Below are 14,130 nucleotides of genomic sequence, written 5' to 3'. Positions count from 1 at the left end.
AGTAATCTATAGTACGCATATGGTAAAATGTGTAATTTTAACTTTCAGAATTATTATATAGTATCTCGAGAAAAAATGTACAAAATAACGAATTTTATTTACCAAAGTAAAGGGAGTAGAAATATATATGAAAAGGCTATGTATAATTCCATGCGGAAAAAAGAAAATTTGGGATAAACATTCAGACTACGGACCGATGGAAGCAAAAGATGTATATATTAGTCCGTTCGGAAAAGCATGTCAGGCGTACGCAACTATGTTTTTCGAAAACTGGGTTATATTATCAGCGAAACATGGATTTTTAAGACCAAGTGATATTGTATTAGAAAACTATGATCTTGCATTTGATTCAAAAAGCGATGAGGTAATAAGTATAGAGCAATTACAAAAACAGATGGTAGATAAAAGTTTACTACAGTTTGACGAAATCGTCTTACTAGCAGGGAAGAAGCATAAAAAAGTAGTGACAAAGTTATATCCAGAAGAAATGATTACATATCCGCTAGAGGGGTGTAAAGGAATTGGGTATATGTTGCAGAGGTTGAAAGAAGCTGTGAAGGAAAGGGAGGAAATATAGGTGTAGTTTCAGTGATTTTAAACTCTATTTATTTAGGGAGCTGAAAAGTAAAATAGAGTTTTTAGGCATCGCCGAAAGGGTGATGCTTTTTTGTTCGTGTCGTCATTCATGTAAAAGTAATTTAGAGAATAAATCATTCGATTTATGAAGCGATAGCTTTTTTATATCGAAAATAAATTGCATCACTTTTAGAAAATATAGGACGTATGGGCACAGTTAAGATTGTAAGTGGGAATAGCAATAAGACAAGTTTTGAATAAGATATTAAGAAAGGAGATGTTGATGAATAATGGCTAGATATAGTTTGCACGGAGGACACAATAGTATTGTTCAAGGTGCTAATTTCGGGAATCGGAAAGAACACGTTCTAGATAGGCAAGTTAAAGATGCCGTGGCGGCTAAGTTAAGAGCCCTAGGACACACGGTTTATGACGATACGGACGAGGTAGGGGCAACTCAATCACAAAATTTAAATAATATCATTCGGAATAGCAATTCCCATGCTGTGGATTTAGTTATTTCTTTTCATCTTAATGCAAGTGATGGAAATGGACAGGGTGTTGAGGTTTTATATTATGATCAGAAAGATTTGGCGGCTAAAATCTCAGCTCAACTAGCAAAAGATATTGGATGGCGTGATCGAGGTGCGAAACAACGTACAGATTTAGCGGTATTAAATGGAACGAAGGCACCGGCTATTCTTATTGAATTAGGGTTTATTGATAATGAATCCGACATGGCAAAATGGAATGTTGATAAAATCGCTAATTCTATTGTATTTGCTCTTACAGGACAAACTGGAGGAGGTGCAGCGGATTTGCTCAAAGTAAAAACTGGTGGTGTAGCATTTAGTAATTTACAAGATTTGGCTCAAGCTATGGTTGATGCGGGTATTGATGGACAAATTGTCGTTCAAAAAGATGGCATTGGTTATGCTATAACGAATGGCTATCCGTCCGGGAATATCGATAAATTTACAGCTTGGTTAGATGCACGTAAATGGTACTATGAGTACGTGAGATAAAACGAAAATTGGTTTGATTAAAAACTAAAAATTGTCTTATTTTTAGTTAACAAGTATATTAAGTAACTATAAAAATATGGACAATTTATATGTAAATTAGTACACAAAACCACCTGTCAGAAAGGTGGTTTTATTTATCAAGCTATTTGCGGGAAGTAAAATTCTTACCTCAAAATTCGGATGAAGCTAAGAAATTAGGTGGGAATTACACTGCTCGTAGCCTCCTACTAATTATCGTTTCACTTTATATAGTTTAGAGTTTTGTAAATCTTTACTTATTAAACCCGTAATAATATTTTGTTTTCTCAATACATAAGCCGAATTTTAAATTATTACCCAATAATATAATACCTCTCATACTATTTATTAGTTGATAATAACAAAAAAACAAGCTTTGAATATAATAATGAAAAAGGAGATGTTAAATAATGGGTTATATTGTAGATATTTCGAAATGGAATGGCGACATTAACTGGGATATCGCAGCACCACAATTAGATTTCGTAATTGCACGTGTGCAAGATGGTTCAAACTATGTAGATCCTTTATATAAAAATTATGTACAAGCAATGAAAGCAAGGAATATTCCGTTTGGTAATTATGCGTTCTGTCGTTTCGTTTCAGTAGAGGATGCACGGATAGAAGCAAGAGACTTTTGGAACCGTGGTGATAAAAATGCAACAGTTTGGGTAGCTGACGTAGAAGTAAGAACAATGAACGATATGAGAGCGGGTGCACAAGCTTTTATTGATGAATTACGCAGATTAGGAGCTAAGAAAGTCGGTTTATATATTGCTCATCATATGTATACTCCATTTGGAATGGAAAATGTCAATTGTGATTTTGTATGGATTCCTCGTTATGGTGGTAACAAACCGGCGTATCCATGTGATATTTGGCAATACACAGAGACAGGCAATGTGGCTGGTATCGGCAAGTGTGATTTAAATAAGCTGATTGGAAATAAGCCGTTAGCTTGGTTTACAAATCAAATTGTTGAGCCGATAAAAAAACAAGAAGGGGTTGGAATTATAGTGAATAAATATAGCAAAGTAGTTACTTATGAATTTGGTGTAAATTTAATTTCTGACATGATTCAAATGATGGATAAGCTTGGATATACTTCTAAAATAATATCTCGTGGAGATAACCAAGGGCTTGTGTATTTCGAAACAGATTATCGTCAAGGGAACGAACTGGACAAAGCAACTGCTTGGTTAGATATGAAAGGAATTAAATATTTTTATACAAAAGAGTAGTTTGCAAAAATAAGAGCCGTCATGTGACGGTTTTTATTTTTATTTAATCTTTTAACTCTACTTATAATATGGAGAAAATAGACTAATAAACAAGCCTTTGTATACTTTCAAACATAGAATATGATGAATTCTATCAAGGAGGAAGCATATTCATGAGAAATACTTGTCATTGTGGACATTTTCAAGATTGTAATAAATTTTGGGATGATTTAATGTTTGGGAGATGTAGATGTAAGCGCAATGATTTTCACGAGTGTTGTTGCAAAGAGAAACCGAAGTGTGAGTGTAAAAAATGTCATTGTAAAACAAAAGCGAAATGCCATTGTAGGCATGAAGAGGAAGGGTATTAATAATAAAAAAGAGTACGATGCGTACTCTTTTTTTGGGTGATTATATTCCATCTTGAACAGATTTCTTTACAATTACCCATGTGTCTTTCTTTTTAACCGTTATAGCTACATTAGTTCCATTAGATTCCTTATAAAAGATATATCCATTGTTTGAGTTTACATATGTAACTGGTTCACCTATGCAATCTCGCGAGCAGGATTTGTTGACTAGTTCAATTAAGGATAGTTCACTTGGATCGGTTTTACTGGCTTCTATAACAGCATCAAGGCTTGTTTTTCGATAACCTTGCAAGTTTATATGAAAAAGCTGCTCTATTTCTCCTGTAATGCTAGTGTTCATTACTTCTACTGAATTCTTTTTTTCTTGAAGAAAGCCGTTTTCATAAAGTAATTTTGTATAGCCAATCCATGCTATTAACACTAGCATGAAAAACATACCCGTCATTTTAAGTATTCGAAGTCGTTTGCTTATAATTGTTTCTGAGTATTTCATTCACTCTAATCCTCCAATGTTTTTAATTTAAAATATGCTTGGATACATACTTTTAGAAGAGGATGAAAGTTAATGAGTTTTTAATAAAAAAGAAAACATCCAGGGTTAGATGCTTTCTTTTTTTGGTATTTTTGGCTATCTGTTAGTTACTTGTTTCATAAGTGGTCTTATTTCTTTAACTGGTGGTTTCTTATCATAGGCATCAACGTAAGAAAAGTAATAGTTTAAGTTTCTTAGAAGACCTTTTCCTATTTTTGCACTTAAGAAAGGAAAGACTTGTCCGGTATAATCATCGAGAGATTTACAGTAATATTTTTCATCTAAATATATACTGTATTTACATGTTAGTTCTACTAAAGGATTCCCTTCATCATCAAATACTTCTTTAGAATCAATAATATCTATTAGTGCAAATTTTTCATTTAAGTAAACTTTCTTTTTTTTCTCGTGTTTATTTGTAAGTATAAAAACGAGACCAATCGCGTTAATCAAACTATTTCCTCCTATAAAAAACGGATATTAATAAAATATATCGATATAAGCTAAATGTAAAGAGGAGAGGTGAAATATCATGGAGAAAAAACTAAATAAGCCGATTGGTGAGAGCTGATAATCAGTGGGGGATGAACAAACCCCTCACTGATTAAAGTTTCACTTTATTGAAATACTTGCGGGAATTGTTTTACGATTGCGTTTGTTATCATGTCAGCCATTTCTAATGCTTCTTTTTCAATTTTATCGTAAAGTTTTACTCCTGCTTCATAATCTTTATTTAGGAAGGCAAGTGCTTCTGCTTTCGTTAGTGCTAAATGTTCATAAAACATTTTTCTAAATTCTTCTTTATCTATATATGGGTTGATTCTGTTAAGGAATTCAATAATTGCGTCACCATTAGCGTACCATTTTTTCACTATAGCGGCCGCTGCATTTTGATTACCAGCTTTTGCGGCTTTAACAAGATCCGCTGCAATTACTAAGTGATCTTTAATTAATGCACTATATTTTTTCACTGCATCCTCACCGTAAAATGGTTCAAGTGATAGTCCCATATGTGTTGCGTTTTGTAGAAGTCGTCCAACAGTAACATTAACATCTGGTAAATTAAATACTATACTTATAATAGCCAATCTCGTCCAAGCGACGTGTTGTTCCCATAAAGAACGCATATACCCTTTTAAAAAATTCTCATTTTTACTAATTCGGTAGTTCCGTACGGATAAATCATAGTTTACATAAGGGTTATGGTAGGGGGAGTAATACGATTGCCAATAAGAATACATAAATAGTAACACTCCTTTGAACATGTATAACTCAAAGTATGATGAAGATTTATTTTTAGTTACGTGTCCTAGATTATTTTTAGGGAATTTGAAATGGAGAAATTCAATGAATGGTGTTGTGGTATATATGAATAAATTGAATATAAAGTAAAAGAGGGTCTGTAAGGGAAGTTGCAGACCCTCAAAAGGGTATTGCCGAGATGTCGGACTCGACTACGTAATGTTATCATAAAATTCTTTTGAAAAAACCTGGTAAATGTGTCCAAATGAAATTGGGACCTTCATACAGTCAAAGGGACCTGCTTCCCGCGGCAGGCCCCAATAACTAGATAATGTCGATGAGCAAAAAACTCATCTGGAGTACTTTTATAGTAACAAGTAAAATGTGTTTTGTGTATTGAGAAAGAAGAATTGCATAATTATATGTGAACAATTTAAATCCCAACAATTTATGATTATCATTAATTGTTGGGATCTAAATATGGTTATAAAATGGAGAAAAGACTTGGAAGTGAGATCGAGGTACACAGAAGTATGTAATCATGAAAAAGACCTGCTAATATAAGCAGGTCAACTTAAGGGGTTTATCCAACAGATTATTATATATGGTAACAACTGAATTGTAGTAAGTCTATACATTTAATATTGAGAAAAATTCTGTGAATGATATGTTTTTTGCACATATATTAACGTCTAAAAAGTTGAGAAAGAAAATTAAAAAGCTTTTTATAAGAGAATAATGGCTGGTACTTATAGTATGATTCATATTTCCACGCATCATTATTAGAGAATTGGAGTTTTTGTGTTTTCGTTTTTGCCTTGATGGAACTCATATTACGATGTTTCATATAGTAACCTCCTGAATTTATATGTATACGATTAGTAGTATTCAAGAAAGGGAAATAAAATGAACATTTAAATTGAAACTCTTTCTTCTTGTGTACTGGATTTACGTTATAAATGTTGTAAAACATATAAAACACGAATGCTAATTCATATTAAATATAGAATAATGAAAAAACAATAAGCGTTTATCCATCCCTTTCAAGTCGCATAAGTGATTGATATAATAGAAGTAGATGAAAGATAAAGAAAAGCGGGTGACTCTTTTTTGTTTACTAAAGCACAAGAACTTTTAGCGTCCTACTTTGGTTATTCTTCGTTTCGAAGAGGACAAGATGAAACAATTAAAAATGTACTAGATGGGAAAGATACGGTTTGTATTATGCCAACGGGTGGCGGTAAGTCGATTTGTTATCAAATTCCGGCATTAGTATTTGAAGGAACGACGTTGGTTATATCGCCTCTAATATCACTTATGAAGGATCAAGTAGATACATTGGTACAGAATGGCATTTCAGCTACATATATTAATAGTTCTATATCTATTGCAGAAGCAAATCAGCGAATTCAATTAGCGAAACAAGGACATTACAAGTTACTTTATGTGGCGCCTGAGCGTCTTGATTCGATGGAGTTTGTTGATCAACTTATTGATATGAAAATCCCTATGATTGCGATTGATGAAGCACACTGTATTTCACAGTGGGGACATGATTTCCGTCCAAGTTATTTACATATACATCGCATATTAGATTATCTTCCAGAAAAGCCGCTCGTATTAGCATTAACAGCAACAGCAACACCGCAAGTACGTGATGATATTTGTAACACACTTGAAATTAATCAAGAAAATACAATTATGACAACGTTTGAGCGTGAGAACTTATCGTTTTCTGTCATTAAAGGGCAAGATCGAAATGCATATTTGGCGGATTATATTCGTCAAAATCAAAAGGAATCCGGGATTATATATGCAGCTACTAGAAAAGTAGTCGATCAGTTATATGAAGATTTGATGAAGGCAGGTGTTTCTGTATCAAAATATCATGCTGGTATGAGTGATAGTGATCGAAATGAGCAACAAGAACTCTTTTTACGAGATGAAGTAAGTGTAATGGTAGCAACATCTGCATTCGGGATGGGTATTGATAAATCGAATATTCGTTACGTAATTCATTATCAGCTTCCAAAAAATATGGAAAGTTACTATCAAGAAGCAGGACGTGCTGGTCGTGACGGATTAGATAGTACATGTATATTGTTATATTCTTCTCAAGATGTACAAGTACAGCGTTTTTTAATTGATCAATCAACTGGAGAATCACGTTTTTCAAATGAACTTGAAAAATTGCAAAATATGACCGATTACTGTCATACAGAACAATGTTTACAATCATTTATTTTGCAATACTTTGGAGAAGAACCGAAAGAAGATTGTGGACGCTGTGGTAATTGTACAGACAATCGCGAGAGCATCGATGTGACAAGAGAATCACAAATGGTTTTATCATGCATGATTAGAACGAACCAACGCTTTGGAAAGCAAATGATAGCGCAAGTATTAACTGGGTCGAAGAATAAGAAAGTTATTGAATTTAATTTTCATACTTTACCAACGTATGGGCTTTTATCGAACCGTAGTGTAAAAGAGGTCAGTGAGTTTATTGAGTTTTTAATTTCAGATGAGTTAATTGCAGTTGAACATGGCACTTATCCGACGTTAAAAGTAACTGAAAAAGGGAAAGAAGTATTACTTGGTAAAGAGAATGTTTTACGAAAAGAACGAGTAGAGACAAGACAAATTGTTCAAGACCATCCTTTATTTGAAGTGCTTCGTGAAGTACGTAAAGAAATTGCACAAGGAGAAGGTGTACCTCCGTTCGTTATTTTCTCTGACCAAACATTAAAAGATATGTGTGTGAAAATGCCGCAAAATGATTCTGAATTGTTGACGGTAAAAGGTATCGGAGAACACAAACTTGTGAAATATGGCTCGCACTTCTTACAAGCAGTTCAGCATTTTATTGAGGAAAATCCAAATTATGCTGAAACGATTAAGACAGAAGTAGTTTCAGAGCGTAAAAAGTCAGGAAAAGCGTCCGCAAATTCTCATTTAGAAACATATGAAATGTATAAACAAGGTATTGATTTGAATGAGATTGCAAAAGAACGTAACTTATCAAGACAAACAATTGAAAACCATTTAATTCGCTGCTATGAGGATGGAATGGAAGTAGATTGGCAAAGCTTTGTTCCAGCAGAGTATGAATCTCTTATTGAAACTGCCGTTCAAAATGCAGAGGGTGGGCTGAAATCTATTAAAGAACAGCTTCCGAATGAAGTGAGTTATTTTATGATTCGTGCTTATTTACAAATAAGAAAGTAGAGACATATAAAGGGGATAAGAATTTATGTATCATGTGTTCGTTTATGGCACATTAAGAAGAGGACAAACGAATGCTCATTATATGCAAGGTGGAACATGCATCGCAGACAGAGCTTGGACATATGGAAAAGTATTTGATACGAATGAAGGATATCCGGCCATGACTTATTCGATTGAAGAACAGGTGTATGGAGAAGTTTATGTAGTAAATGATGAGATATTGTGTAAGTTAGATGAACTAGAAGAATATACAGGTAATGCGGAGACTGATTTATATGATCGAATCACGCAAACAGTATATGTTGCTGATAGGGAAATTGAGGCATATGTGTATATCGCTCAGAATAAAAAGATGTTAAAGAAAGTGATAGACTCTGGTGACTGGCTTATGTATCAAAAAATATAATAAGGTAGTTTTAAAAATTGGAAAGCAGATAATGACGAATTCATTATCTGCTTTTTATTGTGTGAATAATTGTCGTTCTCTTTTTATTCTTATAGTTCTTAGTACGATTCCAATTCCGAGAAATAAAACAGTAGCAGCGACCCCGCTAGTAGGATTTAACCAAAAATCACTACTGTTTGTAAGAGTAATAATCCCTGTTATTGTAACTAAAACAGTAGGAACAGCATCCTCGATTGCATGCATGATAACACATGGCCAGACTGATTTTGTAAGTCTATATATTTCAACATACATAATTGACCAACAAACCATAAGGATACAGCCAGATAGAAGCATATTTAATCTTGAGATAGATTCAAAATATTCATTTGAAGAGCCTCCTTTACTTTTATTTATCCTACTATTTGTGGGCAGTAAAACGCCCATTGATTAAAGCTTTTAATTTTTACAATATTTGTTAATAGATAAATTAAATAGGAGACAAATAGAAAGTAGTATCTTTTGTATGCATCACTATACTATATGTGTATTTGTGTGATTTTGATGTTGCATATTCTTTTTAAATTAGAAAGATGAAAAGTAAGTTTTTTCGGAAAATTTAAACGGAAACTATTGACTTTATGATTGGGTTTTTAATACAATGATACTTCGACTGAAAAATTAGAACGGACAGGAGGGAATCGTCGAAATGAGCAACATATTTGAAGATGAGTTACAAAAAATGAAGGATACTTTACATACGATGGATGAGCAATTGGATAAGCTTGAAAAAACCCCGGTTTATTATGGAGAAGATTTTAAAGAGCAAATTCTTGAAAGTATGAGGGAGTCTAATAGACAAAACTTACGTATTGGTGTGCAAGAGCCGTACTTTGGAAGGTTAGATTTTCAGGAAGATGGAAAAGAAGAAGTTATGCCGATTTATATCGGAAAAGTAGGGGTTTCGGATATGGACACGATGAAGCCAATCATTATTGATTGGCGGGCGCCTGTCGCAAGTATGTTTTATTCATTTACCGGTGGAGAAGAATTAGCATTTTATCAATCACCAGATGGGTTAGTAGAAGGTGATGTGTATTTAAAACGAAACATTTCCATTCGAAAAAGAGAACTTGAACGTGTTGTTGATACATATGTAAAAGGAAATGAAGATGTATCGCATGCCGATGATTTTCTTCTATATCGATTAGGTGAGAATAAAGATAATAAGCTAAAGGATATTGTTTCAACGATTCAATCGGAACAAAATGATATTATTCGAGCGGAAAGAAATTTACCATTACTTATTCAAGGGGTTGCAGGGAGCGGAAAGACAACAATTGCTTTACATCGCCTTGCTTTTTTAATTTATGAATATCGTGAACAACTAGAAGCAGAAAGAATGATCGTATTTGCGCCGAATAGTCTGTTTTTAGACTATATTTCGAGTGTACTTCCTGAATTAGGTGTAGGGAATATTAGTCAAACAACGTTTCCGGATTGGGCATTACGTACGTTAGATGATTCAGTGAAACTAAAGCAGACAGAAGAAAAATTGAAAGAAGCATTTTCAATTAATCGTGATGAAAAGAAGGTAATGCTAGGTAAATTAAAGGGTACGTTGGAATTTAAGACGTTTATTGAAGAGAGAATGATCCAATTTGAAAATGAGTTAGTTCCGACAAAAGATTTTGAGGCGTGGGATAGAGCGATTATTCCAGTAGAAGATATTAAAAAATGGATGCAAGTTGAATATAAACATTATCCTTTACAGAAAAGAAGAGAACGATTAGTAGGACGAATGAAGCGCTGGATTGAAATTGAACTTAAAAAATTCGGGGAAACAAACGAGAAAAAATTACTTAAAAAAGAAGCGACTAAGAGACTGAACGCATATATGAAGTTTTGGCCGAAAATGAGTGCTCTTTCACTGTATAGTTCAATAGTAAAAAGTAAAGAAATACTTGAGGTATTACCTGAAGAACTTGTTAAAGAAACAGAAAAGAGTTGTCGTAAAAAAGAAGTGTATGTAGAAGATTTACCAGCTTTAATATACATACATCATCGTATAACAGGGATTGAAATCGGGCAGAAGTTTCATCACGTTGTTATTGATGAAGCGCAAGATTTTTCGCCTTTCCAAGTTTATGTATTAAAAGAAATTACATTAGGTAATTCTTTCACTATATTAGGTGATTTATCGCAAGCGATTTATGATTACCAAGGAATTGAAGATTGGAATGCTTTTAAGGAAGTATTCCAAGAAACCGGTTATTATGAATTGACAAGAAGTTATCGTTCTACAAAAGAAATTATTGAATTTGCAAATGAAATAATTAAAAATGCAGAAATCCCAGTAGGACTCGCAACACCAGTCTTCCGCAGTGGAGAAGATGTGAAAGTAATTCATGCGGAAAATCAATTTACTGAAATTGTGAAGACGGTAAAACATTTGCAAAATGCAGATGTGAAAACAATTGCGGTAATCGGAAGAACAGAAGATGAATGCCGTGATATATATGTGGAATTAACAAATGCAGGATTAACGGTAAACGTAATTGAAGCAAACCAAAGTAAATATGAAGGTGGTATATCAGTAGTACCTGTCTATTTAGCGAAAGGTTTAGAATTTGATGCGGTGCTTTTAATTGATGTGGATGAAGAACATTACAAAGACACAAAACATGATGCAAAGTTACTATATGTTGGATGTACGAGATCACTTCATGACCTATGGATTTTCCATAGTGGGGAAGCGTCACCTTTAATTAAAGGATTAAAATAAAGTGAAACTATAATCAGTGGGGAGTTTTACTGCAAGCTAATGTGGGATAAATATAAAAAGAGGATTTTCTAGTACTGTATGAAAATCCTCTTTTTTATATTAAAATGGTAGACGTGTAAAATGACAATAAAGTTATTTAATTTTCGATATAAGATACTTCACTGTACTTAAAAATATAACAATAAAGTCGTTTCTGTAGTGCTTTAAGAAAAAAATGTACTTTTTAATAGACTACATGCTGCTAATTTAAGTCTTTAATTTATAGCTGTAGAAATAAATAATAATGAATAAAGATAATGATTAATATATAATTTAATGAGAACAAATGTACATTTATTTTTAAATGTGAGTTCTAAAAAATAAAAGCCTTTTCTCAATATCGAGAAAGTAGGTTCTTTAGCATACACTTTATTTTTCACATTCACAATCATCTAAATAATATACAATAAATATTTCCCGATCTTCGTCTATTTCTGATGCACATCTTTTTAATGGTCTCGCCTGTAGAGAAGGATTAAAAATTAAAAGATGAGGTAGTAAGTCAGAAGTACTTTCTTTCTCAAGAACATGAAGCACCTCTCTTTGCGATGGTTCATCTTCATATTTTCGGTATTCAACACATCTAAAGTTGTATTTCTTTGATTGAGTTAGGTAAGTTGTTTCTTCCTTCAACTTTTTAAGTTTAATTCTCACTACATCATCAACCCAAGAGCCTATATTCTCGTAAACTACACCATTACTTACAATGTAATCAGTTATTAATCTCGCAGATATCTCTTCATTTTTTAAGTTTTTACGTGAAAATAATACTTCTTTCGTTTCAGTAATATATTCGATGGTATTCATTTTTGCATTAGCCTCCTTCACTTAGTTTAAAATTAGCTTATACTATAAATAAGACAGATTTTGTCATATTTTATGAAAAAGGTGATTAAATGTCTAAAACTAAACGCATCATTAGAATCATGCTGGCATTAAACAATAATAATTCCATTACTGCAAAGGAACTTGCTAAATCCGAAGGAGTCTCAGAGAGAACAATCCTCCGAGATATACAGGAGCTAAGTGAAATTTACTTTCCAGTCTATTCAGAAAGAGGTAGAAATGGAGGGTTTAGTACACTAAAAAATAAAATGATCCCTCCTATTTGGTTTAGTGAGGATGAAATAATAGCTTTATTTTTTGCAATAGATGCCATGCAATATGTTGGCGCCACTCCTTTTTCTACTTCATATAAAGTAATTCTAAATAAACTGTTCAATATGATTCCTCAGGAAACTTCCGATACAATTGAGAATACTAGAGACAAAATCTTGATGTGGCAACCAAATATTAAAGTAGATAAAACAGTGCTAAGAAACCTTTATGATGCATCTGTAGAAGAGAAAACTGTTAATATCTTATATGAAACAACTGAAGATGAAATCTATAGAGAGATAGAACCTATGGGCTTATACGTATATAACGGGTATTGGTATTGTCCCGCTTACTGTAGAATGAGAAGAGGCATAAGGCTTTTCAGGGTAGATCGAATAAAAAAAACAATTATTAATTCTGCTTCTCATTCCACTAATGTCCATTTGAATGTTAAAGAATGGCTGTATTCTGAGTGTGAATCTAATCTCATAAAGCTCGAAGTGAGTTTAAGCAAAGAGGGAAAAAGAAAAGCTGAGAGCATATCATGGTTAAGAGATAATATGGAATACAATTCAGATGGAACCGCGAAAATAACAAAGAATATTAACCCTTCAGAAGAGTGGTTTTATGTTGAACTACTTTGGAATATTGGACAAGAAGCAGAAATAATAGAACCTGATTTCATAAAAAATAAGCTTATTGAAAGGGCTAAATCAGTGATAACGAAATATAATAACTTTTAGCTTAATTTGCATTTAATTTTATACTACTAGAAAGGATCACTTCATAGATAATTGTTCCTTTATTCAACTAAAGGGTGCGATTGTGGCATAAAATAGATAAAAAATGATCAAACTTTATTTCAAATCCACAACGGATGATGGTCCTTTTAGCAACGAATTGTATCTATCTTCCTAAGTCTATTAAAACGCCATAATCCTCTACTCGTGGTTTAGAAAGTAGGGGATATTTTTTGTAAAAGATTTATCCTTTTTTATCAAAGCACTACACTACATTTAAATAATGTTCAATTTTAAACGAATAAAGCCATTAATATTAAATTTTGATAGCTATCATCCAATTTTACACCCTTTGCTTTTCTACCCTCTTCAAAGAAGCCTAGATTCTTATATAACTGGATTGCACCTAGATTATCTTCCATTACCTCAAGACAAACTTTTTCAATCTTACTGTTATTTTTAGCCCAATTGATTAACGTTTCTAGAAGAGCTCTTCCAATACCATAATTTCGATATTCAGGTAGTATGGTCATCGCAAAAGCCCCTTGATGACTAATTTTTTCTTTGTTTCCGTTCTTAAAATCTATTGCACCGACTAACTTACCATCAACTTCAGCAATAAACTGTACATAATTTGGATTTTCATGATAAGCTTTTAACGTTTTTTGAATAGCATCGATACGTACCTTTTTTACATCCTCAACCGTACTTAGCATGTATGGAGCGTTTATTAAAGCTTTTGAAGCAGAATCTAGTATTCTTTCTGCATCCTGTTCTTTAGCTTCTCTAATTATTACTGTTTTTCCATCCTTAGATTTATAAGTAAAAACATTAGTTGATAAGATACTACACACACCCTTTCGGAATATAA

Annotated in this window: 14 protein-coding genes and 1 pseudogene; 8 read left to right on the top strand and 7 right to left on the bottom strand. The window is 32.9% G+C overall.

From position 1 onward, the window contains the following. Positions 1-127 precede the first annotated feature (127 nt). The 4 genes from MR107_RS01720 to MR107_RS01705 all read left to right on the top strand — a co-directional run bounded on the left by MR107_RS01720 (position 128) and on the right by MR107_RS01705 (position 3,250). Positions 128-577 carry a DUF6884 domain-containing protein gene (locus tag MR107_RS01720; RefSeq protein ID WP_000824873.1) on the top strand — a complete coding sequence of 150 codons (450 nt, stop codon included), beginning with the start codon at positions 128-130 and terminating at the stop codon, positions 575-577. 289 nt (positions 578-866) lie between these two features. After that, entirely contained in the window at positions 867-1,601 is a 735-nt protein-coding gene (locus MR107_RS01715; RefSeq protein WP_000135278.1) for an N-acetylmuramoyl-L-alanine amidase, read from the top strand. 428 nt (positions 1,602-2,029) lie between these two features. Beyond that, on the top strand, positions 2,030-2,860 hold the full coding sequence (locus MR107_RS01710) for a GH25 family lysozyme (protein ID WP_078188085.1): 831 nt from the start codon (positions 2,030-2,032) through the stop codon (positions 2,858-2,860). A 216-nt stretch (positions 2,861-3,076) separates the two neighbouring features. After that, positions 3,077-3,250, top strand: coding sequence for a hypothetical protein (locus MR107_RS01705; RefSeq protein WP_000503011.1), 174 nt, complete (start codon positions 3,077-3,079; stop codon positions 3,248-3,250). On the opposite strand, the gene MR107_RS01700 is transcribed toward MR107_RS01705, so the two are convergent. The 4 genes from MR107_RS01700 to MR107_RS01685 form a co-directional block, all read right to left on the bottom strand. Then, a complete protein-coding gene (locus tag MR107_RS01700; RefSeq protein ID WP_000877572.1) occupies positions 3,251-3,703 on the bottom strand; it encodes a hypothetical protein in 453 nt (150 codons plus the stop codon). 135 nt (positions 3,704-3,838) lie between these two features. Beyond that, complete coding sequence (locus MR107_RS01695; protein ID WP_000606231.1) at positions 3,839-4,195, bottom strand: hypothetical protein; 357 nt, start codon at positions 4,193-4,195, stop codon at positions 3,839-3,841. 164 nt (positions 4,196-4,359) lie between these two features. Beyond that, the gene (locus tag MR107_RS01690; protein WP_242292025.1) at positions 4,360-4,983 is read right to left on the bottom strand and encodes an acetylglutamate kinase; all 624 of its coding nucleotides are present in this window, start codon (positions 4,981-4,983) and stop codon (positions 4,360-4,362) included. 686 nt (positions 4,984-5,669) lie between these two features. Continuing rightward, positions 5,670-5,831, bottom strand: coding sequence for a hypothetical protein (locus MR107_RS01685; RefSeq protein WP_000682739.1), 162 nt, complete (start codon positions 5,829-5,831; stop codon positions 5,670-5,672). A gap of 263 nt (positions 5,832-6,094) precedes the next feature. On the opposite strand from MR107_RS01685, the gene recQ reads away from it, so the two are divergent. Both recQ and MR107_RS01675 read left to right on the top strand, forming a co-directional pair. Beyond that, a complete protein-coding gene (recQ, locus tag MR107_RS01680; protein ID WP_000494270.1) occupies positions 6,095-8,212 on the top strand; it encodes a DNA helicase RecQ in 2,118 nt (705 codons plus the stop codon). Between the two features lie 25 nt (positions 8,213-8,237). Further along, entirely contained in the window at positions 8,238-8,618 is a 381-nt protein-coding gene (locus MR107_RS01675) for a gamma-glutamylcyclotransferase family protein (RefSeq protein WP_242292024.1), read from the top strand. Between the two features lie 54 nt (positions 8,619-8,672). Here MR107_RS01675 and MR107_RS01670 read toward each other — a convergent pair. Further along, positions 8,673-8,987 (bottom strand): annotated as a pseudogene (locus MR107_RS01670) (CPBP family intramembrane glutamate endopeptidase); the annotation flags it as partial. Between the two features lie 319 nt (positions 8,988-9,306). Here MR107_RS01670 and MR107_RS01665 point away from each other — a divergent pair. Next, positions 9,307-11,382, top strand: a complete 2,076-nt coding sequence (locus tag MR107_RS01665) for a HelD family protein (protein WP_070757881.1) — start codon at positions 9,307-9,309, stop codon at positions 11,380-11,382. A gap of 408 nt (positions 11,383-11,790) precedes the next feature. Here MR107_RS01665 and MR107_RS01660 read toward each other — a convergent pair whose 3' ends face one another. Next, positions 11,791-12,228 (bottom strand): hypothetical protein, encoded by a 438-nt coding sequence (locus MR107_RS01660; protein WP_078187624.1) that lies wholly within the window; start codon positions 12,226-12,228, stop codon positions 11,791-11,793. 89 nt (positions 12,229-12,317) lie between these two features. Between MR107_RS01660 and MR107_RS01655 the strand changes: the two genes are divergently transcribed. Further along, positions 12,318-13,262: a helix-turn-helix transcriptional regulator gene (locus MR107_RS01655; RefSeq protein WP_063245509.1), complete on the top strand. Its 945-nt coding sequence runs from the start codon at positions 12,318-12,320 to the stop codon at positions 13,260-13,262. Positions 13,263-13,552: 290 nt separating this feature from the next. Here MR107_RS01655 and MR107_RS01650 read toward each other — a convergent pair whose 3' ends face one another. Next, positions 13,553-14,113, bottom strand: coding sequence for a GNAT family N-acetyltransferase (locus tag MR107_RS01650; RefSeq protein WP_000337118.1), 561 nt, complete (start codon positions 14,111-14,113; stop codon positions 13,553-13,555). Between the last annotated feature and the right edge of the window lie 17 nt (positions 14,114-14,130).

Source organism: Bacillus cereus group sp. BfR-BA-01441 (assembly GCF_022663075.1).
Classification (GTDB): Bacteria; Bacillota; Bacilli; order Bacillales; family Bacillaceae_G; genus Bacillus_A; species Bacillus_A cereus.
The sequence above is the reverse complement of the archived record's forward strand: the minus strand, read 5'-3'. Positions and strand labels throughout refer to the sequence as shown.

Excerpts from the sequence above, each read along its gene's own strand:
- MR107_RS01720 (WP_000824873.1), top strand. The coding sequence starts at position 128 with ATGAAAAGGCTATGTATAATTCCATGCGGAAAAAAGAAAATTTGGGAT.
- MR107_RS01685 (WP_000682739.1), bottom strand. The coding sequence starts at position 5,831 with ATGAAACATCGTAATATGAGTTCCATCAAGGCAAAAACGAAAACACAA.
- MR107_RS01675 (WP_242292024.1), top strand. The coding sequence starts at position 8,238 with ATGTATCATGTGTTCGTTTATGGCACATTAAGAAGAGGACAAACGAAT.
- MR107_RS01715 (WP_000135278.1), top strand. The coding sequence starts at position 867 with ATGGCTAGATATAGTTTGCACGGAGGACACAATAGTATTGTTCAAGGT.
- MR107_RS01660 (WP_078187624.1), bottom strand. The coding sequence starts at position 12,228 with ATGAATACCATCGAATATATTACTGAAACGAAAGAAGTATTATTTTCA.
- MR107_RS01665 (WP_070757881.1), top strand. The coding sequence starts at position 9,307 with ATGAGCAACATATTTGAAGATGAGTTACAAAAAATGAAGGATACTTTA.
- MR107_RS01655 (WP_063245509.1), top strand. The coding sequence starts at position 12,318 with ATGTCTAAAACTAAACGCATCATTAGAATCATGCTGGCATTAAACAAT.
- MR107_RS01690 (WP_242292025.1), bottom strand. The coding sequence starts at position 4,983 with ATGTATTCTTATTGGCAATCGTATTACTCCCCCTACCATAACCCTTAT.
- MR107_RS01710 (WP_078188085.1), top strand. The coding sequence starts at position 2,030 with ATGGGTTATATTGTAGATATTTCGAAATGGAATGGCGACATTAACTGG.
- MR107_RS01700 (WP_000877572.1), bottom strand. The coding sequence starts at position 3,703 with ATGAAATACTCAGAAACAATTATAAGCAAACGACTTCGAATACTTAAA.